The sequence below is a fragment of the Alicyclobacillus tolerans genome (assembly GCF_048984885.1).
Taxonomy (GTDB): Bacteria; Bacillota; Bacilli; order Alicyclobacillales; family Alicyclobacillaceae; genus Alicyclobacillus_I; species Alicyclobacillus_I tolerans.
Window position 1 is genome coordinate 1,474,278 of sequence record NZ_JBMGNK010000002.1, and the last position, 21,739, is coordinate 1,496,016.

The window sequence follows — 21,739 nt, forward strand, 5'->3', positions numbered from 1 at the left end:
GTAAGGAGTGCAGAAGGATGACGGTTGGATTTGTCTTCCCAGGACAGGGTGCCCAGACAGTGGGCATGGGTAAATCACTGATAGAAAACTATCCTTTAGCTCGCCAGACGTTTATTGAGGCGGATGAAGCGCTGGGATTTTCGCTGACCAAGCTTTGTCTGGAAGGACCTGAAGAAGAATTGCGCCTGACCTATCATGCTCAACCGGCATTGCTTACAGCAGGTGTAGCTGCTTGGAGAGTTTTTCAGTCTCAATCCCCTATTCGGCCAGTTGCAGTTGCAGGACATAGTCTTGGTGAATATACCGCTTTGGTAGCGGCAAACATGCTGCCGTTTGCTGATGCTGTGAAACTGGTTTATCATCGTGGACAATTGATGAACGAAGCTGTACCCGCTGGACAGGGGGCTATGTCAGCGGTGATGGGCCTGGAAGAAGAGGAACTGGCGGCCATTTGTGCAGAAGCGTCTAACGGATCGGACGTAGTGGAGTTAGCTAATTTAAATTGCCCTGGCCAGATTGTTATTTCCGGAACCCAAAAAGCAGTCAGCAATGCATCTGAACTGGCAAAGCAGCATAAAGCGCGCCGAGTTATTCCGTTGGTTGTTAGTGGACCTTTTCACAGTTCGTTGATGCGCCCTGCTGCTGCAGCGTTTGATAGCTTGCTACAAGAAGCCCCCTTTAGAGATGGTGACGTCCCCGTCATTGCCAATGTAGATGCTGAGCCATATCAAACTCCTGATGCTGCGAGGAAAGCGCTGTCGCGTCAATTATACTCTCCTGTGCGTTTTGTGGATGATATTCATACCATGGTGAATTTAGGTGTACAGACGTTTGTGGAGTTTGGTGTGGGAAGCGTGCTGAGCGGACTTATTAAAAAGATTGACAAAAATGTTCGCACGCTGCGCGTAGAGGATGAGCCTTCTTTGCATGAGACATTGCAGGCATTAACAGAGTGATGCTGTCTCGTAGGAAATAACATCTAGTTTAACTTGAGCCGTTTTTGGCTATGTAGGAGCAGGTGAGCTATGTCTAAAGTTGCTTTAATCACAGGAGCCTCGCGTGGAATTGGAAGAGCGATTGCTTTGGAATTTGCCAAGCAAGGTGCGCAAGTTGTCATAAATTACGCGGGTCACCTTGAAAAAGCTGAGGAAACTGCACATCTCGTACAAGCGGCAGGTGGGGAATCTTATCTTGTGCAGGCTGATATCAGCCGTCCGGAAGAATGTACAAAACTAGTGCAAACAGCAATAGAAAAGTTTGGGAAATTAGATATCTTTGTTCATAATGCTGGTATTACACGCGACAATCTTCTCTTGCGCATGAAGGACAAGGATTGGCAGGAGGTTCTGGACACGAATTTAAGCAGTGCGTTCTATCTGGCGAAAGAAGTTACCCGTCCTATGATGAAAGCACGCAGTGGAAGAATCATTTCTATTGTTTCCGTAGCAGGAATTTCGGGTAATGCTGGACAAATAAATTATGCGGCCTCTAAAGCAGGGCTCATTGGTTTTACCAAATCGCTGGCGCGAGAGTTGGCTCCTCGCAATATTACTGTCAATGCGGTTGCGCCAGGTCTGATTGAAACTGATATGACCCATGTGTTAGGCCAAGCAACACTGGAGAAATTGAGTGCGTCCATTCCACTCGGGCGCGCGGGAAAACCGGAGGATGTGGCTGGAGTGGTAGCCTTTCTTGCCTCTGAGGCCGCCGCTTATATGACAGGGCAGGTTCTGCATGTCGACGGCGGAATGGTCATGTAGTATACTCTTTCGCGGGAGGTGATAGCATGTCTGACGTTTTCGAACGAGTAAAGACCATCATTGTTGACCGTCTGAGTGTTGACGGGGCCAAAGTGACTCCGGAAGCTACTTTTAAAGAAGATCTTGGCGCGGATTCTTTGGATGTTGTAGAACTTATTATGGAATTGGAAGATGAATTTGATATGGAAATCTCAGATGAAGATGCTGAGAAAATTACAACAGTTGGCGACGTTGTAAACTACATCTCCTCCCACCAATAATTATGGAGTGAAGTGGTGTGATACGGAGTCCCGCGCAATTGCCGGGGCTTTCTGTTATATACAGAGGAGGTGAAGCTGTGCAAAAACGTGTAGTTGTAACAGGTCTTGGTGCAGTTACCCCAGTCGGTTCAACCGTGGAATCTTTTTGGCAGAATTTGCTTGCGGGCAAATCGGGAATCGGTTTGATCGATCGTTTTGACGTGAGTGAGTATCCAGTAAGAATTGCTGGACAGGTCAAAGGCTTTCAGGCGGAAGATTACATTGAGAAAAAAGAAATTCGTCGCTTTGATATGTATGCACAGTTTGCGGTCGGTGCTGCTGTACAGGCTCTCCGCCAGTCTGGTTTGCAGATTACGGAAGAGAACGCGGCCCGCGTAGGTGTTTACATTGGTTCCGGTATTGGCGGTTTGCAGACCATGCTTGAAAATTACAACGTTCTGCGCGATCGCGGTCCTAAACGAGTATCTCCATTTCTTGTGCCTATGATGATGATTAACTCTGCAAGTGGCCAAATATCAATTATGTTTGGGGCTAAAGGTCCCAATTTGGCCCCTGTTTCCGCCTGTGCGACAGGTACACATGCTGTGGGCGACGCCTACAAGATTATTGCTCGCGGTGCTGCCGATGCAATGATATGCGGCGGTGCAGAAGCTACAATCTGTGATTTAGCGCTGGCCGGTTTTGCCAATATGAAGGCACTATCTACACGAAATGACAGTCCTGAGCAAGCGAGTCGACCTTTTGATGCTCATCGTGATGGATTTGTGATGGGGGAGGGTGCTGGTGTTTTGGTTCTGGAATCCTTAGAATCAGCCAAGTCCCGCGGTGCAAAAATTCTGGCAGAAGTCGTTGGCTATGGTATGTCTGCAGATGCCCATCATATTACTGCCCCCGATCCGGTTGGATTTGGAGCGTCTTTGGCGATGCAAGCAGCCCTCGATGATGCTGGGTTGCGTCCAGAAGATGTAGACTATATTAATGCTCATGGTACATCTACCGATCTGAACGACAAATTAGAAACCATGGCTGTAAAAGCAACATTCGGAGAATACGCTTATAAATTAAGTATGAGCTCTATTAAATCTATGACAGGACACTTGCTTGGCGCCGCTGGCGGCGTTGAAGCTGTGGCCAGTGTCATGACCATCTTAACCGGAATGATTCCACCTACTATGAACTATGAAACCCCTGATCCAGAATGCGATTTAGATTATGTGCCCAACAAGGCACGTGAGCAGGCGGTGGATACGGTCATGTCCAATTCGTTTGGATTTGGTGGCCATAATGCCTCGATTATTATCCGCCGTTTTATGGAAAACTAAGTTTATAATGCCTGGAGAGGTTCATTTACCTTTCCAGGCCACTCAATAACCGAACAAGAAAAAGGACGGGATGTTGAGGGACAGTCACTTGCTCTATTTGTGAGCGCCTGTCCCTCAACATCCAGTAGGGGAAGGTCACCAAGATGAAAAAACATACAGGCGATACTTTACAACGAGATCGTTCCACTCGTGATCAATCTTTAGGAGAACTGCAAAAAAAATGTGGTGTAGAGTTTCGAGACACGCAATTATTGCTTCAGGCTTTTACGCACGCTTCTTATCGCAATGAACATCGAAAATCTCGTTTAGGTGACAATGAACGGTTAGAGTTTCTGGGTGATGCAGTTTTGGAATTGCTGATCAGTGACTACTTATATCGACAGTACCCTGATTTGCTTGAAGGACAACTGACGCGTATGCGAGCTAGTTTAGTTTGCGAGCCTTCCTTAGTTCGTTTTGCGAAAATACTTGAATTTGAAAGACATGTGCGGCTTGGCCGTGGAGAGGAACGTTCAGGCGGACGCATGCGTCCTGCTTTACTTGCCGATGTTTTTGAAGCTTTTATCGGCGCACTCTATCTCGATCAAGGAATAGAAGCTTGTTGGAACTTTGTTCAGCAACATATGTTAGCTCATTTGGATCAAGCCACATTGGGTACAGATTACAAAACATTGCTTCAAGAGTGGGTACAGCAGCATATGCAAGGCGAGATGGTGCGCTACGTAACAATTGAAGAACGCGGACCAGCGCATGCGCGCGAATTTGTGGTGGAAATTTTGATTCGAGGCGAACAGTTTGGTATGGGGACTGGGCGTTCCAAAAAAGAAGCGGAGCAGCAAGCGGCTCATGTAGCTTACGATCATCTGGTCCGTTCATCAGGCGGTGTGCGAGAAAATGTTTCTCAAACGGATTGATTTGATAGGATTTAAATCGTTTGCCGATAAGACGACGTTGGAGTTTTCCCCTGGACTGACGGCGGTTGTAGGGCCTAATGGCAGTGGCAAAAGCAATGTGGCAGACGCTATTCGATGGGTGCTTGGTGAACAAAGTGCCAAATCTTTACGCGGCAATCGTATGGAAGATGTTATTTTTGCTGGCAGTGAAACGCGACGTGCCGTGAATTTTTGTGAAGTTTCACTTACGCTGGATAACGAAGATGGGCACTTGCCTGTTTCATACAAAGAAGTTAATATCACACGCCGTGTCTATCGTTCAGGGGAAAGTGAATATTTATTAAATCGACAGCCTTGCCGTTTAAAAGATATTTTAGAACTTTTTATGGATTCTGGGCTTGGCAGAGAGTCTTATTCCATCATTGGTCAGGGACGTATTGAAGAAATGCTCTCGACGCACCCCGAAGATCGGCGTGGCCCTTTTGAAGATGCGGCAGGGATTGTTAAATTTAAACATCGCCGCAAGGAAGCGGAGCGAAAACTGGGGGAGACAGATGCCAATCTCACCCGTATTGACGATATCATTGCTGAGTTGGAACGGGAGGAGCGGCCGCTTGCTGTCGAAGCTAAACGTGCGCGCGAATATCTGGATATTGAGGCTGAATTGAAGACAACTGAAGCTCAAATTCTCATGCACGACATCGATAGTCTTTCTGAGCAACGAAAGCAGTTGGCTGCCGAATCGAGTTCTTTGGTGTCCCAACGTTCTGCCGCCAAAGATCGGCTTCGTGAATCAGAAGAGCAACTGAAGCATGAAAATCTTCAACTGGAACAAAAGCAAGAAGAAATGGAAATGGTTCAAGAGCAGCTTGCAAGACTCACAGCGCAACGTGAGGAATGGACTCGCGAGGCAGCGGTCTATCAAGAACGACGCGTTCATCTGCTCGCAGCTCAAGCGGATCGGCAAAATCAAGTAGAAGAGGCGCGTCGTGAATTAAATCAACTGGCGGAGCGTCAAAAGCATATAGACTTGCGCCAGAGTGAAATCGCGGCAGATTGGGCGCAAATGCGTCAAGAAGAGCGGACGCTTTCAGCCTTGGTATTGACGGAAAACAGGACAAAGCTAGAGCGAGAACTGGAAGAACTGAATAACCTTTATATTACATGGCATCAAGAAGCTGCTACGGCGCGCAATATCTATCGTTCTTTACAAGAACGGGATGCCGCCGATAGCAAACAGCGAGCTTGGCTGGTGGCCGAGGCAGAGCGTTTGGACAAGCTTCGCCAAGAGGCAAAAGAGATATTAGAAGCTAACAAGGTTATGGCGGCAAAAGAGCGTGAAGGGCTCGCTTCCATGGATCAGCGTTTATCGGAAGTTTCGCAACAATTTCGCGAGCTAGGTAAAGAAGATAGCCGATGGAAAGAAGAACGCCAGCGTTTGCGTCAGGAACTGGCGGCCTTACAATCACGTGTTGAATTATTGAGTGATTTGGAATCTGGCTATGATGGTTACGCGCTCGGGGTAAAAACGGTGCTTCAGGCGAAAGATGCCGGGCGTTTAGAACATATTTATGGTAGTATAGCCAACCTCATCAGAGTTCCCAAAGAGTTGGAGTTAGCCATTGAAACCGCACTGGGTGGAGCAGTTCAAAATTTGCTGGTGGCTTCAGAAGAAGATGCGCGACGGGCAATTGAGTATTTGAAGCAACGCCATGCGGGTCGAGCTACGTTTATGCCGCTTTCTGTGATTCGAGGTCGTTACCTTTCTGAGGAAGAAGCGGCCATTGTTAAGCAAGATGAGGGCGCGCTTGGTGTGGCCAGCCAGTTGCTTCAATATCACTCAAATTACGAACAGGCGATTGCTCATCTTCTTGGCAATGTTGTAGTGGCGAAAACTTTGGTAGACGCCAATCGTTTGGCGCGTAAGCTGCGCTATCGGGTACGGTTGGTGACGCTTGAAGGTGATGTGGTAGCTCCAGGTGGCTTGATGTCAGGTGGTAGCCATGCACGAAAAGGTCCTGGATTGCTGGGACGTACTCGTGAAAAACAGGAAACCGAAGAACGACTTGCAGAGTTGCAGGAAAAAGAACAACAGGCAGGAGCAGAACTAGCCCTTGTAGAGAATCGCATGCGTGAAATAGAACGATTGGGACAGACGCTGACCAAGGAACGTACGGAAATAGCCGAACGTTTGACGGTGGCCGAAGCATCCATTCGTGATGCAGAACTGCGTTTGGTCAATGCGGAAGAAAAATGGCAAGCTGTGCAATTTGAAATAGAAGAAAGTAAGGAATCAGACGAATTGCGCCGTACTCGTCTGCAACAGGCAGCTGAGAAAGTCGAAGAGACGGAAGCACGTATTGCACAAGGTGAACAGCAATTAACAGAAATTCGCAAAAAAATTCAAGATTGGGATCAAAATGCTCAACAAACGCAGGAGCAATTGACTGCTTTGCGAGTCCAAATGGCTACTCTTGAACAGGAGAAGAGCGCCAATCAGCAGCGTCTTCAGGAATTGTCAGGAGAAAAGGCAAAATTAGAACAGCGCTTGCAGACGGCAGACAAGGATTTAAGCGAGTTTGCTGCCTTACTTGCCGAACTTGCCGAGCGGGAACAAGAATTGCAGGAGCGTCTGAAAAATTCATTTCAAGAAAAAGAAGAGATAGAGCATCGCATGCTCTGGTTGCGCCAGGAACGTCAAGTTTTAGAGTCTTCTTTGCGCGTCAAGGACAAAGCAGTCCATGAAGCGAGAGCTGCTTTAGCAGCTGTGGAAGAGCGGACTCATCGCTTGGCAGTGCTTGAAGAGCGCACAGACGCAGAATTGCGCCATGCCCTCGAAAAGTTGGGTCAACAGTATGAGATGACTTACGAGTGGGCTATCTCTAAACTTGAACGTCTGGAGAATGTGGAGAAAGCCAGGGAAACGGTACGCAACCTTCGTTTAAAACTGCAATCCATGGGTCATGTGCGAGTGAGTGCCTGGGAAGAGTGGAATCGGTTAACAGAGCGTCTGCAATTTTTGCAATCGGAAAGAGATGATGTTCTTGCAGCAAAAGCGCAATTATTAGATGTCATACAAAATCTTGATGAGCAGATGCAAGAACGGTTTCAAGCAACTTTTGATCAGATTCGCTCTGAATTTCAGATTGTATTTCGTCAATTGTTTCAAGGTGGACGAGCAGATTTGCAGTTGACAGATCCAGAGCATCTGCTGACAACAGGTATTGAGGTTATCGCTGAACCACCAGGGAAAAAATTGCAGAGTCTCAATTTGCTTTCTGGTGGTGAACGCGCTTTGACAGCCATGGCGTTACTTTTTGCCATTTTGCGTGTTCGACCCGTGCCATTTTGTGTTCTTGATGAGGTGGAGGCTGCTCTCGACGAAGGCAATGTAGGTCGTTTTGCTCAACAACTGCAAGCTTTCGCCGCAGCAACACAATTTATTGTTATCACGCATCGTCGCGGTACTATGGAAGCCGCTGATGTGCTGTATGGTGTAACCATGCAAGAATTAGGCGTATCCTCCATGGTGAGTGTGCGCATAGCGGAAGACTGGGAAGATGAGCCAGCCTAAACTTTCTTGAACAGTCAAGCTTATGGACCAGAGAAATGAGGGATAATGTGGGCATTTTTGAACGATTTAAGCAGGGGTTAAAGAAAAGTCGAGGAGCGTTGTTTGGCAGATTAGGACACTTGTTTTCTTCCAACAGATTGGACGATTCTGTCTATGAAGAGATGGAAGAAGCTTTTTTGGCTGCTGATATGGGTATGGAAACCTCGCTTCAAGTAGTCGAACGCGTTCGTCGATTAGCTCGAGAAAATAAAATTCACCAACCATCTGAACTTCCGCCTTTAATGGCGCAAGCGCTTACTGAAGCATTGGAGAAAGTTGATCCAACACCATCTGTAGCAGCGGACGGACCTACACTTGTTTTGGTTGTCGGTGTCAACGGTGCTGGTAAAACAACTTCGATTGGCAAGCTGGCTTACTATTATAAATCGCAAGGGAAAAAAGTATTATTGGCTGCAGGAGACACATTCCGAGCCGCCGCAACGGAACAGTTGGTCGCTTGGGGCGAGCGTGTTGGTTGCGATGTAGTGCGTCACGTGGCAGGAGCCGACCCGGCTGCAGTCGTTTATGATGCCATTCAGGCGGCCAAGTCGCGCAAAGTGGACTTTATTCTTTGTGATACGGCAGGTCGTTTGCAGAATAAAGATCACCTTATGAAAGAATTGGCTAAAATCTACAAAGTTGCTTCCCGGGAATTACCGGGATCGCCTCATGAAGTTTTGTTAGTGTTGGATGGAACGACCGGGCAAAATGCCATCTCGCAAGCAAAAGTATTTCGCGAAGTGGTTCAAGTCAGTGGCATTGTGTTAACCAAGTTGGACGGCACAGCCAAAGGCGGTGTGGTTTTGCCGATTGTACAGGAACTAGGCATTCCTGTGAAATGGGTTGGGCTTGGTGAGAGCAAGGAAGATCTTCAACCTTTTTCAGCGCGCGCATTTGCGGAGAGTCTTTGCGAGGCAGAATAATGTTGTCAAGGTGAGGAGGTTGACAGTGGGGCGGGAGCCGAATATGATAGAAAAGGTCGCACGTGTCAATGCGTTGTATGACTTTTATGGTCAGCTTCTCACATCACGCCAGCAACAAATGTTTGAACTTCATTATTTCGATGACTGGTCGTATGGAGAGATTGCCGCCCAGCATGGAGTATCCAGACAAGCTGTTCATGACAATCTCACGCGTGCAGAAGAAGTGCTGGAACGGTATGAGTCACAACTTGGTTTGCTGGCGCACCATCAGCGTCAACAGGAATGGTTGAAGTGCTTGCAGGCGGCTTGGTATCGTGTAACTCAAAATCATCCTGACCTGTCAGACGAAGAAATGGAGCCAATAAACAGGATATTGGAAGAGTGGAAGCAATTCCTGTTTGGCGAGGAGAGGGGGGATCTGCGTGTTTGAAGCATTGTCAAGCAGTTTGCAAAAAGCGCTCAGCAAGCTGCGCAGTAAAGGCAAACTTACAGAAGAAGACGTTGCTCTCGCCATGAGGGAAGTTCGTCTTGCGCTGCTTGCTGCGGACGTCAACGTAAAAGTGATTAAACAGTTTGTCGATCGCGTTCGGGAACGTGCAGTAGGCGTAGATGTGCAAAACAGTTTGACGCCTGGACAACAGGTCGTCAAGATTGTTTATGAAGAGTTGACCGAGTTGATGGGTGGCGAGCAAGCGAAAATCAAGATGGCAGCCAAGCCGCCCACGGTTATCATGCTGGTCGGCCTGCAAGGTGCTGGTAAGACCACCACCATTGCCAAGCTTGCCCTTAGCTTCAAACAGCATGAGCACCGTCCGCTCCTGATTGCTGCAGACGTCTATCGTCCAGCAGCCATTCAACAGTTGGAGGTTCTAGGAACTCAGATTGATGTCCCAGTTTTTCAACTGGGTCAGTCCCAACTTCCCAAAGAGATTGTTCGGCAAGGATTGCGCGCTGCACAAGCTCAAGGGGCTGACATTGTACTTGTCGATACCGCAGGACGCCTGCACATTGATGAGGATTTAATGAAAGAACTGGAAGATATCCAGTCTCTCGCTGAGCCGGATGAAGTTTTGCTTGTGGTTGATGCCATGACTGGGCAGGACGCGGTACATGTGGCAGAAACTTTTCATCAAAGGCTCAGTCTCACGGGTGTCATTCTCACCAAATTAGACGGCGATGCGCGTGGAGGAGCGGCATTAACGATTCGTTCTGCCACTGGCTGTCCCATCAAGTATGTTGGTCTCGGTGAGAAGATTGAACCGTTGCAACCTTTCCATCCCGATCGTATGGCTTCGCGCATTTTAGGCATGGGAGATGTTCTTAGCCTGATTGAACGAGCCGAACAAACAGTGGATATGGAAAAGGCGCGGGAAATGGAGCAAAAGATGCGCAACGCATCTTTTACGCTGGATGATTTTCGCGAGATGTTCCAACAAGTTCGCAATTTGGGCCCACTCGATCAAATCATGAAAATGATTCCCGGGATGAACAAAATGAAGGGTTTGGAGAATGTCGATCTCGGTGATAAGCGTTTTCTGCGCATGGATGCTATCATTACTTCCATGACAAAAGAGGAACGTGCCAATCCTGATGTCATGAATGCAAGTCGGCGTAGGCGAGTGGCAATGGGAAGTGGGACCACCGTTCGTGAGGTAAACCAAGTTCTCAATCAATTTGAGCAGACGCGTCAGATGATGAAAAAATTTTCAGGGATTGGCAAAAAAATGGGACGCCGAAATGCGCTTAGTGCGCTGAAGTCGCTCGGGATGGATGGTGGAATTCCTAATTTACAAGATGAATTGGGCAAATTGCCTCTCTCAGCAGAGGGTTCCAATTTTCCAAAATCTCGTCGACATCATAAGAAAAAGAAAAAATAATGAATGCAAAGGATGATAATTGATGGCAGTCAAAATTCGTTTGAAAAGAATGGGTGCTAAAAAAGCTCCTTTTTATCGTTTGGTTGTTGCGGAATCTCGTTCGCCTCGTGATGGACGTTTTATTGAAGAGATTGGTACTTATAATCCGCTCAAGGATCCTGCGGAAATTAGCATTAATGAAGAGCGTGCCCTGCATTGGCTTTCAACGGGAGCCCAACCTTCTGACACCGTGCGTCATCTGTTAAGTAAGCAGGGGGTATTGAAGAAATTTCATGAGGCTCGGCAAGCAAAATAAATTCATCAGTAAGCCAGGCCGGCATTTTGCCGGCTTTGGCTGCTTGTATTCATCATCGAATTTTCCAGTCATTGATTTTATCTGCGGGTGTCAGGAGCGGGTTTGATGGAAAAATTGATTCGCTTTCTGGTAGAAGCTATTGTCGATTATCCACAGGACATTCAAATAGATGCTCATACAATCGATGGGGGTTCTGTCACGTATCGACTCTATGTGCATCCGGACGATGTTGGCAAAGTTATAGGACGCCAAGGACGTATTGTAAAATCGTTGCGTCAAATTCTAGCAGCTTCTGCGCATCGTCAAGGACTTCGAGTACAATTAGAAATTGAAGCAAAACGTTAAAACAGCGATCGCGTTAAAATAGAAGTAGAGCGCAGTTCGAAATTTAAAGGAGCGAATATTGTGCAAATTCGTCAACCAGTAGCGGTGAAATTTATTTTGACAGAGATGGCAAAGCAGCAAATTATCCAGGAACATCGCAAACAAATTGAGCAACTTGGGCATGAGTTAGAACAGATTGAGGAACAAGGTAAGCAAGCAATCGAACAAGCTATGAGTCAAGGTGGCGAAATAGCTAAACAGGTTCGCGAGCAAGTGGAGACGGAAAAAAATAATCGTCTCATGCAACGCGAACAACTTCTCCAACAAATGCAACAAATTCAACAGTTAGAGTTGGGGACGGAGATTCAAAATATGAATGTGGAAACAGTGGTTGATGTTCGAGTAGGAGATGACTGGAGTAAAATTTTAATGGGCTCGGAAATTGTTGTGAAAGATGGTGTGGTTATCGATATCCGTCGTGGAGGTCAATCCTTCCAAGAATAAACTTATTTGATTTGGGACGGATTTTTTCGCCAAGCATCATAGAATGGATGGGCGGGCGTTGCGCTTTTGCCCATTCTTTGCGTTGTGATATTCCTATAGGGTGATCTAGCATTCAAATATTATAAAGATAAATAGAATGGACAAGCCTCCAATAAGGAGAAAGGAGGATCTACATGAGAGAAAAATTTTTTACTGTGGGTGTGATAGTATCGCCGCATGCTTTGCGAGGGGCGGTTAAGGTATATCCTCGTACTGACTTCCCGGAAGTTCGATTTTCGAAAGGTTCTCAATTATGGATTCGTCGTCCTAATCAAGACCCCTTTCAAGAAGTTTTTGTAGAATCAGCCAAGAAACATCAAAAATTTTGGATTCTCACTTTTGAACAAATCCAGTCCATTTCTCAGGTGGAAGATTGGCGTAAAACAGAATTGTGTATTCCTGAATCAATGCTGGAGCCATTGCCGGAAGGGACTTACTACATTCACCAATTAATTGGTCTTCAGGTATATCGAGACTCTGGCGAGTATTTAGGAGAATTAATGGAAGTGCTGCAACCGGGTGCGAATGATGTGTATGTTGTGAAAAAGTCAGATCAAACAAGAGAACTTTTGATTCCTGCCATTCCTTCATGCGTATTAAATATTTCTTTAGATGAGAAGCGGATGACAGTGCATCTTCTCCCGGGATTGCTTGAGGAAGAGACAGGAGAAGGTCAAAATGCTTAAATTTCACGTCTTGACATTGTTTCCGGAACTATTTACTCCCTTTTTCGAGACAAGTATCATCAAACGTGCACAAGATTCGGGAGCCACTCAGCTTCAGTGTATAAATTTTCGGGATTATGCAACTGACCGGCATCGCACTGTGGATGATTATCCGTTTGGTGGCGGTGCAGGTATGCTTCTTAAACCAGAACCCATTTTCCGTGCCCTTGAAGCTTTACAAGAGCGTGAGACACCAGATGCAATTCTCCTCATGACTCCCCAAGGAAAGCCTTATCGGCAAAGTATGGCTCAGGAATTTTCACAAAAGAAATCTTTGGTTATTCTCTGCGGACATTATGAAGGAATGGACGATCGCGTTCGCCAAACTTGGGTAACTGACGAAATTTCGCTGGGAGATTTCGTCATGACAGGCGGAGAAATAGCGGCTATGGCAGTTATTGATTCAGTTGTACGACTTCTTCCAAGTGTGCTCGGTAATCAAGAATCGTTAGCGGAAGAATCGCATAGCCATGGACTTTTGGAGTATCCACAATACACTCGGCCTGCTGTATTTCGTGGAATATCCGTGCCGCCAGTGTTGCTTTCCGGACACCATGGGAAAATTGCTGAATGGCGGCGAATGCAGTCGTTATATCGTACTTGGAAGCGAAGACCCGATATGTTACTTCATGCAAATTTGTCTGAGGCCGATCGCGTTGTCATTCAACGATTTGAAAAAGGAGATTGGAGTGGGCTTGATGGTTGAAAATCACACGATTTGACCATCTGTTAGGAAATTATTTCGCAGGCAATGAAAAAAACCGATTTTTTTCGACAGAAGCTATTGCTTTTTCGACAAAAAGGAGGTAAGATAGTCGCTGTCGCTGCAAGAGGGGACGCGAAAGAGAGCCTTGGCAGCGAGAGAACCTTGAAAACTAAACACGCACAAGAATCACCAAACGCCAGAGAAGAAGTGCCCGAGCTCGAGAGAGCGAGGGAGAAGGAATTAGACATTGAGAGTTTGATCCTGGCTCAGGACGAACGCTGGCGGCGTGCCTAATACATGCAAGTCGAGCGGGTATCGAAAGATACCAGCGGCGGACGGGTGAGGAACACGTGGGGAATCTGCCTAACAGACCGGAATAACGCCTGGAAACGGGTGCTAAGGCCGGATAGGCGCATGAGGCGCATGCCTGATGCGGGAAAGGATGCTAGGGCATCGCTGAGAGAGGACCCCGCGGCGCATTAGCTAGTTGGTAGGGTAAAGGCCTACCAAGGCGACGATGCGTAGCCGACCTGAGAGGGTGACCGGCCACACTGGGACTGAGACACGGCCCAGACTCCTACGGGAGGCAGCAGTAGGGAATCTTCCGCAATGGGCGCAAGCCTGACGGAGCAACGCCGCGTGAGCGAGGAAGGCCTTCGGGTTGTAAAGCTCAGTCAAGGGGGAAGAGCGGCAAGGAGAGGGAATGCTCTTTGCGAGACGGTACCCCGAGAGGAAGCCCCGGCAAACTACGTGCCAGCAGCCGCGGTAATACGTAGGGGGCAAGCGTTGTCCGGAATCACTGGGCGTAAAGGGTGCGTAGGCGGTTCTGCAAGTCTGGGGTGAAAGGCCAGGGCTCAACCTTGGGAATGCCTTGGAAACTGTAGGACTTGAGTACTGGAGAGGCAAGGGGAATTCCACGTGTAGCGGTGAAATGCGTAGAGATGTGGAGGAATACCAGTGGCGAAGGCGCCTTGCTGGACAGTGACTGACGCTGAGGCACGAAAGCGTGGGGAGCAAACAGGATTAGATACCCTGGTAGTCCACGCCGTAAACGATGAGTGCTAGGTGTTGGGGGGTACCACCCTCAGTGCCGAAGGAAACCCAATAAGCACTCCGCCTGGGGAGTACGGTCGCAAGACTGAAACTCAAAGGAATTGACGGGGGCCCGCACAAGCAGTGGAGCATGTGGTTTAATTCGAAGCAACGCGAAGAACCTTACCAGGGCTTGACATCCCTCTGACGATACCAGAGATGGTAGGTCCCTTCGGGGCAGAGGAGACAGGTGGTGCATGGTTGTCGTCAGCTCGTGTCGTGAGATGTTGGGTTAAGTCCCGCAACGAGCGCAACCCTTGACCTGTGTTACCAGCACGTAGAGGTGGGGACTCACAGGTGACTGCCGGCGCAAGTCGGAGGAAGGCGGGGATGACGTCAAATCATCATGCCCCTGATGTCCTGGGCGACACACGTGCTACAATGGGCGGCACAACGGGAAGCGAGAGAGCGATCTGGAGCGAACCCCTGAAAACCGCTCGTAGTTCGGATTGCAGGCTGCAACTCGCCTGCATGAAGCCGGAATTGCTAGTAATCGCGGATCAGCATGCCGCGGTGAATCCGTTCCCGGGCCTTGTACACACCGCCCGTCACACCACGAGAGTTGGCAACACCCGAAGTCGGTGGGGTAACCCGAAAGGGGGCCAGCCGCCGAAGGTGGGGTCGATGATTGGGGTGAAGTCGTAACAAGGTAGCCGTATCGGAAGGTGCGGCTGGATCACCTCCTTTCTAGGGAAGAGAGAGGGGTTTGGTGGAGAGGCGTGCGTGTTTAGTTTTGAGGGTTCTCGGGAGAGAACTTAGCGAAAGCTACTTATGCCTTGAGAGAGGGATAAGCTCGAAGGACCTTGAGAACTGAATCAGCAAGAGGGAAGCAAGGTGAAGGTAGAAAGGGCGCACGGAGGATGCCTAGGTGCCAGGAGCCGAAGAAGGACGGGGCGAACACCGAAATGCCTTGGGGAGCTGTACGCGAGCGAAGATCCAGGGATGTCCGAATGGGGGAACCCACCGGTCGTGATGGGCCGGTACCGCTATCTGAATGTATAGGATAGACGGAGGGAACCTGGGGAACTGAAACATCTCAGTACCTGGAGGAGAAGAAAACAAGAGTGATTCCGCAAGTAGTGGCGAGCGAACGCGGAAGAGCCTAAACCATGATGGTGGAGAAGGGGACCCCCGTTGCCATCATGGGGTAGAGGGGATGCGCAGCCAGGCAGGGTCTTGCCTGGGCCGAAGGAGACAAGGGAGCCAAACGACATGGGAAGGTCGGCCAGAGCGGGTGAGAGCCCCGTAGGCGAAGCTTGTCGAGGGAGGTAGCGCAGGCCCCAAGTACCGCGGGACACGAGGAACCCCGTGGGAATCCGGGAGGACCACCTCCTAAGGCTAAATACTCCCTGGCAACCGATAGCGGAGAGTACCGTGAGGGAAAGGTGAAAAGAACCGCGGGAGCGGAGTGAAAGAGAACCTGAAACCGTGTGCTTACAAGCAGTCGGAGTCCGAAAGGATGACGGCGTGCCTTTTGTAGAATGAACCGGCGAGTGATGGTGATAAGCGAGGTTAAGGCAGGGAAGCCGGAGCCGAAGCGAAAGCGAGTCTGAAGAGGGCGAGAAGTTGATTGCCATCGACCCGAAACCGGGTGAGCTACCCCTGGTCAGGGTGAAGTGCGGGTAACACCGCATGGAGGCCCGAACCCACCGGCGTTGAAAAGCCGGGGGATGAACTGGGGGTAGGGGAGAAATTCCAATCGAACCCGGAGATAGCTGGTTCTCCCCGAAATAGCTTTAGGGCTAGCGTCACGGATGAGGGACGGAGGTAGAGCACCGATGGGGTGCGGGGCCCGACCAGGGTTACCAAGCTCCGTCGAACTCCGAATGCCGTTTCATTGAACCGTGGCAGTCAGACTGCGAGTGCTAAGATCCGTAGTCAAGAGGGAAACAGCCCAGACCAACAGCTAAGGTCCCCAAGGGTGGTTAAGTGGGAAACGATGTGGCGGTGCATAGACAACCAGGATGTTGGCTTAGAAGCAGCCATCATTGAAAGAGTGCGTAATAGCTCACTGGTCGAGTGACGCTGCGCGGAAAATGTAACGGGGCTAAACCACACACCGAAGCTATGGCTGTGGGAAGACCACAGGGTAGGGGAGCGTTCCATAAGCGGAGAAGCCTTCTTGAGAGGGAAGGTGGAGGTTATGGAAGTGAGAATGCCGGTATGAGTAGCGAAAAGAGGGGTGAGAATCCCCTCCGCCGAAAGCCCAAGGTTTCCTGGGGAAGGATCGTCCACCCAGGGTTAGTCGGGACCTAAGGCGAGGCCGAGAGGCGTAGTCGAAGGAGAACGGGTTGAGAATCCCGTACCAGATGGATTTGCATGACTGAAGGGGTGACGCAGGAGGCTAGAGCGAGCGGCCGGATGGAAGAGGCCGTCCAATCCGCAAGGGGGTCGCGCAGGGAAAACCGCGCGGCGAGAACTCTGAGCGGTGATGGGGAGGGAAGAAGAGTACCGAAGCGCTCGAGGTCACACTGCCAAGAAAAGCCTCTAGGGAGAATGCATCTGCCCGTACCGGAAACCGACACAGGTGGGCGCGTGGAGAACACGGAGGCGCGCGGGAGCACTCTCGTTAAGGAACTCGGCAAAATGGCCCCGTAACTTCGGGAGAAGGGGCGCTCTGAAGAAGAGCCGCAGTGAAAAGGCCCAAGCGACTGTTTAGCAAAAACACAGGTCTCTGCGAAGCCGAAAGGCGAAGTATAGGGGCTGACGCCTGCCCGGTGCTGGAAGGTTAAGAGGAGGGGTGAGGGCGAGAGCCCGAAGCTCTGAATTGAAGCCCCAGTAAACGGCGGCCGTAACTATAACGGTCCTAAGGTAGCGAAATTCCTTGTCAGGTAAGTTCTGACCCGCACGAAAGGCGTAACGACTTGGGCGCTGTCTCAACGAGAGACCCGGTGAAATTGTAATACCTGTGAAGATGCAGGTTACCCGCGGCTAGACGGAAAGACCCCGTGGAGCTTGACTGTAGCTTGATATGGGAGACGGGCATGTCATGTACAGGATAGGTGGGAGACACAGAAGCATGGGCGCCAGCCTGTGTGGAGTCGATGTTGGGATACCACCCTTGAGATGCTAGTCTTCTAACCTGGCACCCTGAATCGGGTGTGGGGACAGTGTCAGGCGGACAGTTTGACTGGGGCGGTCGCCTCCTAAAAGGTAACGGAGGCGCCCAAAGGTTCCCTCAGCGCGGATGGAAACCGCGCGGGGCGTGTAAAGGCACAAGGGAGCTTGACTGCGAGACGGACAGGTCGAGCAGGGACGAAAGTCGGGCTTAGTGACCCGGTGGCACTGCGTGGAAGGGCCATCGCTCAACGGATAAAAGCTACCCCGGGGATAACAGGCTGATCTCCCCCAAGAGTCCACATCGACGGGGAGGTTTGGCACCTCGATGTCGGCTCATCGCATCCTGGGGCTGAAGTCGGTCCCAAGGGTTGGGCTGTTCGCCCATGAAAGCGGTACGCGAGCTGGGTTCAGAACGTCGTGAGACAGTTCGGTCCCTATCTGCCGTGGGCGGAGGATACGTGAGAGGGTTCGTCCTTAGTACGAGAGGACCGGGATGAACCGACCGCTGGTGGACCAGTTGTCCTGCCAAGGGCACAGCTGGGTAGCCAAGTCGGGGAGGGATAAGCGCTGAAAGCATCTAAGCGCGAAGCCTGCCTCAAGATAACGTATCCCATTCCGTCAAGGAAGGAAGACCCCTTATAGACGATAAGGTAGATCGGTCCGGCGTGGAAGCGTCGTGAGGCGTGGAGCGGACGGATACGAATCGGTCGAGGCCTTCACCAAGGAAAATCCCTCTTGCTGAGACAGTTGGAAAGGGAAGAAGAGTCTGGTGACCATAGCGGAGGGGATACACGCGTACCCATCCCGAACACGACCGTGAAGACCTCCAGCGCCGAGCATACTTGGGGTGAAGACCCCTGGGAACCTAGGTCGTTGCCAGGCAACAGGAGTACAGGTGGCTGTTGGGAGAATGCTCTGTATAAACAGAGCTGAACTCCTGACAGTTTTTTTGTATGATACGAATTATAGTCCTATACATTTTTCTCCTTGTGGGTGATGAGATGGAAATTGCTCCTCATGTACATTTGTTAACTTCTACTAAAGGTAGTTATGCTTATTTGGTTTTATCCGATGAACCTGTATTGATTGATACAAGTCTTTCATCCAAAAGAGATCAATTAAAAAAAGAATTGGCCAATTTAGGAATGACTCCAAAAGATATTGCGCATGTTCTGTTAACGCATATGGATGTTGATCATATTGGAAACGCAAAATGGCTTCAGGATCAATCATCAGCTATCATTTGGGCTCCCGAAATAGAGATTCCTTACATTCATGGACAAGCGAAGGCAAAGGGAGTAAGGGGTTTTATTCAAAGAACTATGAAAGTTGAGCGTCCACACATCACTCATTCTTACCATGCTGGGCAACAGATAGGTGGCATTGAAATTATTCCATCTCCTGGTCATACCTTAGGACATGTTTCTTTACGTTACAATGATATATTGTTTGCTGGGGACTTGGTGACAACGCGTCGTGGTCAATTAAAGCCATCTCCGGGGTTCTTAACTTGGGATAAACAAGCATTGCGTAAATCGATAAAAGAAGTCGGGAATTTGTCATTTAATTGGGTTTGTCCAGCTCATGGCGATCCGGTTCAAAGAGCTAACTTGTGGGAAACCTTAATGCTATAAAAGTTGGAAATGAGGATGTTAATTGATAGAACATGAAATTACCCAAATGCAAGCTGGTAAAAAGGTACACCGTGTGGTTCGGCAGATGCTTCCCGGTATTCCCTTGTCAGGGATATATAAGATGATTCGTACAGGCCGCGTTAAACTCAATGGAAAAAAAGCGAAACCGGATCAAATTGTAGATACGGGTGATCGTTTAATTCTCTTTATTCATCGTGATGACTATGAGAATGTCAAAAAGTCGCCTCATAAATTTTCCGGCATCCGAACAGATATTGAAGTGTTAGAAGAAACTTCTGATTGGTTGGCTGTGCACAAACCAGCAGGTGTTTTAACACATGGTGCGGCGGGCGAGCACAAGCATACATTAGTCAATCAAGTTGCCGCATATCTCTATCAAAAAGGTGATGCAGATTCGGATACATACAGTCCGGCACCTCTTCACCGTTTGGATAGAAATACAAGCGGGATTGTTCTTTTTGCTAAAAATGGCTGGGCGGCTAAGGAAATTTCTCGCCAGATTCAAAATGGTCAGATTGAGAAGTATTATATAGCGTTAGTACACGGAGAGATTAAGCATCGCGGGTCTATTCAGTTGGCTATTTCACGTCGAGAAAACAATCGTACCGTTATATCTGATGCATTAGATGCTCGACCCGCTCGAACGGATTTTGAACCTATTGTAAGCAATGGTAAATCGACAGTTGTCTGCCTGCAACTCATTACTGGCAGGACACATCAAATACGCGCCCATATGAAACATATTGGACATGCTCTGGTTGACGATGTTAAATATCAGGGAGGCCGCGCCATTAGAGAATTGAATAATGAAAATGCGGATAAAGCACTCCATCAATGGCTGCACGCCTTTATGTTGCAAATGGCCGATGGATATATTGTGCGCGATCCGTTGCCTAAAGATTTTCGGAATAAATTACAGAAAATGGGATATTCATCTTTTGAAATTAACGAGATCGATAAATATAATCCTTTTTCTGATTAATTTATCACTAGCGCAGGTGATTCCAAAGCTATGTGTTTTCGGATTTCATCCGGTACGGCTATGGGTCTGCGCTCTTTGGCACTTACAGTTACTACTGTAGCCTTTGCTTCCGTGACCATTTCCCCATACTGGTTCAAAATCTTTTGTTCCATTTGCATACTGCTGCGACCGACGGCGCTTAACCAAGTATAGACGGTCATTGTATCGTTCTGCCTAGCTTCCCGACGATAGTCAACTTCCATACGAGCAAGAACTGTGATGAGGTTTTGTTTTTTTAATTCGTCGTATTTAAAACCGCGTTGTTCAAACCAATCTTCTCGTCCCCACTCCAAATACTCGAGAAACTTCGCATTATTCACATGCGCATTTACATCCAAATCTGTGGAACGAACGGGAAACTCAATTTTAGAAAAAGATTTCAATCTTCACTTCTCCTTAGTATCTGCTATTTACGTCCATGGATATTTTATCATGCGTTTTCCAGTCCACAAAAGAGCATATCCGCGTTGACTTGGGAAATGGTAAAGATGAGATGGTCGTGGAATGAATTCTAAACACTTCTGGAGTTTAAGAAGAGCAGGAAGGGAGGATATTTAAATCGCATGGGATTTCTAAATAAGCCCAAACTGCAAGTATTCTTGGCCACATTCTGTTCCTTCACGATTTTTGTTCCGTGGGGACAAACCACATCCATTGCTCAAGCAGCTACGAAAGCCGATATAAAATTACAGCCTATTTATGAACAGTACGGTAAGCGTTTTGATGTCCCTTGGGGGATTTTAGCAGGGATCGATCGATACGCTGAATTGTCCAAGACAAAGGCTGATCGCAATGAGCATCCGTTCTATGGATATGCTTTTGATGATGTAGCCTGGTCGGGTCTATCGAATCCAAATAGTCACGATATCGATCCGATGACCATTAGTTTATTCGGAGGTCTAGGTGTAGATGCCAATCGTGATCGGATTGCCAGTCAAATTGAAGCAGAAGATCGAATTGCTGCCCTTGCCTCTTGGATTGATTTGGAAAGCGGTGAGAGTGATTTGGATGAATGCGTGTGGGCATTGTTTCAAGATCCTGTGGCAATGGACAGAGTCTTTGCCTTCTCACGTATTTTTGAGACATTTGGTTTGCATCCAGAGGGTCACTGTTTTCCAGTAGATAAACGTTATAATTATACTGTCAAGCATACATTTGGTGCGGGAAGAAGTTTTGGCGGTAGAAGAATTCATGAAGGTGTCGATATTTTTGCCTCTTACGGTACACCCGTGCTGGCTTGCAGTTACGGATACGTAGAATTGATGGGTTGGAATCGTTTTGGCGGCTGGCGTGTAGGGATACGAGACGGAGATAACTACTACTATTATTACGCTCATTTATCTTCTTTTGCAAAAGGCGTGAAACAAGGCAGTTTAGTGCGTCCTGGTCAAGTGATTGGCTATGTTGGTTCAACAGGATACGGACCACCTGGTACGGCTGGAAAGTTTCCACCCCATTTGCATTTTGGAATATATCGAGAGATCGGACATCGTGAGTGGGCTTTTAGCCCTTCGTCCATGTTAGCTTCCTGGGAACGTCAAAAACAGACGGTCATGAGGGTAAAAAGTTGAAGCCAACGGCTCTTGGCACTACAATTGGGAAGGGACTTTTTGATGATGGATTTTGTCGAAAAGAGAACTTTCTTGAAGTGAGGGAGCCTAACAGTGAAA

The 21,739-nt window shown here is 48.5% G+C and carries 18 protein-coding genes and 3 rRNA genes; 20 read left to right on the plus strand and 1 reads right to left on the minus strand.

The genetic code is table 11. From position 1 onward, the window contains the following. The first annotated feature begins 17 nt into the window (after window positions 1-17). The 19 genes from fabD to ACOJUR_RS07350 all read left to right on the plus strand — a co-directional run bounded on the left by fabD (window position 18) and on the right by ACOJUR_RS07350 (window position 20,030). Window positions 18-956, plus strand: coding sequence for an ACP S-malonyltransferase (gene fabD / locus ACOJUR_RS07260; RefSeq protein ID WP_420949611.1), 939 nt, complete (start codon window positions 18-20; stop codon window positions 954-956). A gap of 69 nt (window positions 957-1,025) precedes the next feature. After that, window positions 1,026-1,760 carry a 3-oxoacyl-[acyl-carrier-protein] reductase gene (gene fabG, locus ACOJUR_RS07265; RefSeq protein ID WP_420949612.1) on the plus strand — a complete coding sequence of 245 codons (735 nt, stop codon included), beginning with the start codon at window positions 1,026-1,028 and terminating at the stop codon, window positions 1,758-1,760. A 26-nt stretch (window positions 1,761-1,786) separates the two neighbouring features. Continuing rightward, complete coding sequence (acpP, locus tag ACOJUR_RS07270) at window positions 1,787-2,020, plus strand: acyl carrier protein (protein ID WP_072873828.1); 234 nt, start codon at window positions 1,787-1,789, stop codon at window positions 2,018-2,020. Between the two features lie 77 nt (window positions 2,021-2,097). Continuing rightward, on the plus strand, window positions 2,098-3,342 hold the full coding sequence (fabF, locus tag ACOJUR_RS07275; protein WP_420949613.1) for a beta-ketoacyl-ACP synthase II: 1,245 nt from the start codon (window positions 2,098-2,100) through the stop codon (window positions 3,340-3,342). A 143-nt stretch (window positions 3,343-3,485) separates the two neighbouring features. Beyond that, window positions 3,486-4,256, plus strand: a complete 771-nt coding sequence (rnc, locus tag ACOJUR_RS07280) for a ribonuclease III (protein WP_072873830.1) — start codon at window positions 3,486-3,488, stop codon at window positions 4,254-4,256. Continuing rightward, window positions 4,237-7,809 carry a chromosome segregation protein SMC gene (gene smc, locus ACOJUR_RS07285; protein ID WP_420949614.1) on the plus strand — a complete coding sequence of 1,191 codons (3,573 nt, stop codon included), beginning with the start codon at window positions 4,237-4,239 and terminating at the stop codon, window positions 7,807-7,809. The genes rnc and smc overlap by 20 nt, the downstream gene beginning before the upstream one ends. A gap of 35 nt (window positions 7,810-7,844) precedes the next feature. Beyond that, entirely contained in the window at window positions 7,845-8,771 is a 927-nt protein-coding gene (gene ftsY / locus ACOJUR_RS07290) for a signal recognition particle-docking protein FtsY (RefSeq protein ID WP_420949615.1), read from the plus strand. Between the two features lie 25 nt (window positions 8,772-8,796). After that, window positions 8,797-9,201 carry a YlxM family DNA-binding protein gene (ylxM, locus tag ACOJUR_RS07295; RefSeq protein WP_420949616.1) on the plus strand — a complete coding sequence of 135 codons (405 nt, stop codon included), beginning with the start codon at window positions 8,797-8,799 and terminating at the stop codon, window positions 9,199-9,201. Beyond that, entirely contained in the window at window positions 9,194-10,648 is a 1,455-nt protein-coding gene (ffh, locus tag ACOJUR_RS07300) for a signal recognition particle protein (protein WP_072873833.1), read from the plus strand. Before ylxM ends, ffh begins: the two co-directional genes overlap by 8 nt. A 22-nt stretch (window positions 10,649-10,670) precedes the next feature. Continuing rightward, complete coding sequence (rpsP, locus tag ACOJUR_RS07305) at window positions 10,671-10,943, plus strand: 30S ribosomal protein S16 (protein WP_072873834.1); 273 nt, start codon at window positions 10,671-10,673, stop codon at window positions 10,941-10,943. A gap of 105 nt (window positions 10,944-11,048) precedes the next feature. Beyond that, a complete protein-coding gene (locus ACOJUR_RS07310) occupies window positions 11,049-11,288 on the plus strand; it encodes a KH domain-containing protein (protein WP_072873835.1) in 240 nt (79 codons plus the stop codon). A gap of 60 nt (window positions 11,289-11,348) precedes the next feature. After that, complete coding sequence (locus tag ACOJUR_RS07315; RefSeq protein ID WP_306954067.1) at window positions 11,349-11,771, plus strand: YlqD family protein; 423 nt, start codon at window positions 11,349-11,351, stop codon at window positions 11,769-11,771. A gap of 173 nt (window positions 11,772-11,944) precedes the next feature. Beyond that, entirely contained in the window at window positions 11,945-12,496 is a 552-nt protein-coding gene (rimM, locus tag ACOJUR_RS07320) for a ribosome maturation factor RimM (RefSeq protein WP_072873837.1), read from the plus strand. Further along, entirely contained in the window at window positions 12,489-13,241 is a 753-nt protein-coding gene (gene trmD, locus ACOJUR_RS07325) for a tRNA (guanosine(37)-N1)-methyltransferase TrmD (RefSeq protein WP_072873838.1), read from the plus strand. Before rimM ends, trmD begins: the two co-directional genes overlap by 8 nt. 243 nt (window positions 13,242-13,484) lie before the next feature. Beyond that, window positions 13,485-15,020: ribosomal RNA gene (locus ACOJUR_RS07330) — 16S ribosomal RNA — on the plus strand. Between the two features lie 146 nt (window positions 15,021-15,166). Then, window positions 15,167-18,116, plus strand: a 23S ribosomal RNA gene (locus tag ACOJUR_RS07335). A 42-nt stretch (window positions 18,117-18,158) separates the two neighbouring features. Next, a 5S ribosomal RNA gene (gene rrf / locus ACOJUR_RS07340) occupies window positions 18,159-18,275 on the plus strand. Together the 16S, 23S and 5S rRNA genes form the textbook arrangement of a ribosomal RNA operon. Window positions 18,276-18,382: 107 nt before the next feature. Continuing rightward, on the plus strand, window positions 18,383-19,027 hold the full coding sequence (locus ACOJUR_RS07345; RefSeq protein WP_420949617.1) for an MBL fold metallo-hydrolase: 645 nt from the start codon (window positions 18,383-18,385) through the stop codon (window positions 19,025-19,027). Between the two features lie 22 nt (window positions 19,028-19,049). Then, window positions 19,050-20,030 carry an RluA family pseudouridine synthase gene (locus ACOJUR_RS07350; protein ID WP_420949618.1) on the plus strand — a complete coding sequence of 327 codons (981 nt, stop codon included), beginning with the start codon at window positions 19,050-19,052 and terminating at the stop codon, window positions 20,028-20,030. On the opposite strand, the gene ACOJUR_RS07355 is transcribed toward ACOJUR_RS07350, so the two are convergent. Then, window positions 20,027-20,452 (minus strand): acyl-CoA thioesterase, encoded by a 426-nt coding sequence (locus ACOJUR_RS07355; RefSeq protein WP_072874147.1) that lies wholly within the window; start codon window positions 20,450-20,452, stop codon window positions 20,027-20,029. The two genes, ACOJUR_RS07350 and ACOJUR_RS07355, sit on opposite strands and share 4 nt — an antisense overlap. Window positions 20,453-20,632: 180 nt before the next feature. Between ACOJUR_RS07355 and ACOJUR_RS07360 the strand changes: the two genes are divergently transcribed. Then, window positions 20,633-21,640, plus strand: coding sequence for a M23 family metallopeptidase (locus ACOJUR_RS07360; RefSeq protein WP_083574208.1), 1,008 nt, complete (start codon window positions 20,633-20,635; stop codon window positions 21,638-21,640). Window positions 21,641-21,739 lie beyond the last annotated feature (99 nt).

What these genes read in the sequence shown, in the direction of transcription:
- fabD (WP_420949611.1), top strand. Translation starts at nt 18, where the DNA reads ATGACGGTTGGATTTGTCTTCCCAGGACAGGGTGCCCAGACAGTGGGC.
- fabG (WP_420949612.1), top strand. Translation starts at nt 1,026, where the DNA reads ATGTCTAAAGTTGCTTTAATCACAGGAGCCTCGCGTGGAATTGGAAGA.
- acpP (WP_072873828.1), top strand. Translation starts at nt 1,787, where the DNA reads ATGTCTGACGTTTTCGAACGAGTAAAGACCATCATTGTTGACCGTCTG.
- rnc (WP_072873830.1), top strand. Translation starts at nt 3,486, where the DNA reads ATGAAAAAACATACAGGCGATACTTTACAACGAGATCGTTCCACTCGT.
- smc (WP_420949614.1), top strand. Translation starts at nt 4,237, where the DNA reads ATGTTTCTCAAACGGATTGATTTGATAGGATTTAAATCGTTTGCCGAT.
- ftsY (WP_420949615.1), top strand. Translation starts at nt 7,845, where the DNA reads ATGAGGGATAATGTGGGCATTTTTGAACGATTTAAGCAGGGGTTAAAG.
- rpsP (WP_072873834.1), top strand. Translation starts at nt 10,671, where the DNA reads ATGGCAGTCAAAATTCGTTTGAAAAGAATGGGTGCTAAAAAAGCTCCT.
- ACOJUR_RS07310 (WP_072873835.1), top strand. Translation starts at nt 11,049, where the DNA reads ATGGAAAAATTGATTCGCTTTCTGGTAGAAGCTATTGTCGATTATCCA.
- rimM (WP_072873837.1), top strand. Translation starts at nt 11,945, where the DNA reads ATGAGAGAAAAATTTTTTACTGTGGGTGTGATAGTATCGCCGCATGCT.
- trmD (WP_072873838.1), top strand. Translation starts at nt 12,489, where the DNA reads ATGCTTAAATTTCACGTCTTGACATTGTTTCCGGAACTATTTACTCCC.
- ACOJUR_RS07360 (WP_083574208.1), top strand. Translation starts at nt 20,633, where the DNA reads ATGGGATTTCTAAATAAGCCCAAACTGCAAGTATTCTTGGCCACATTC.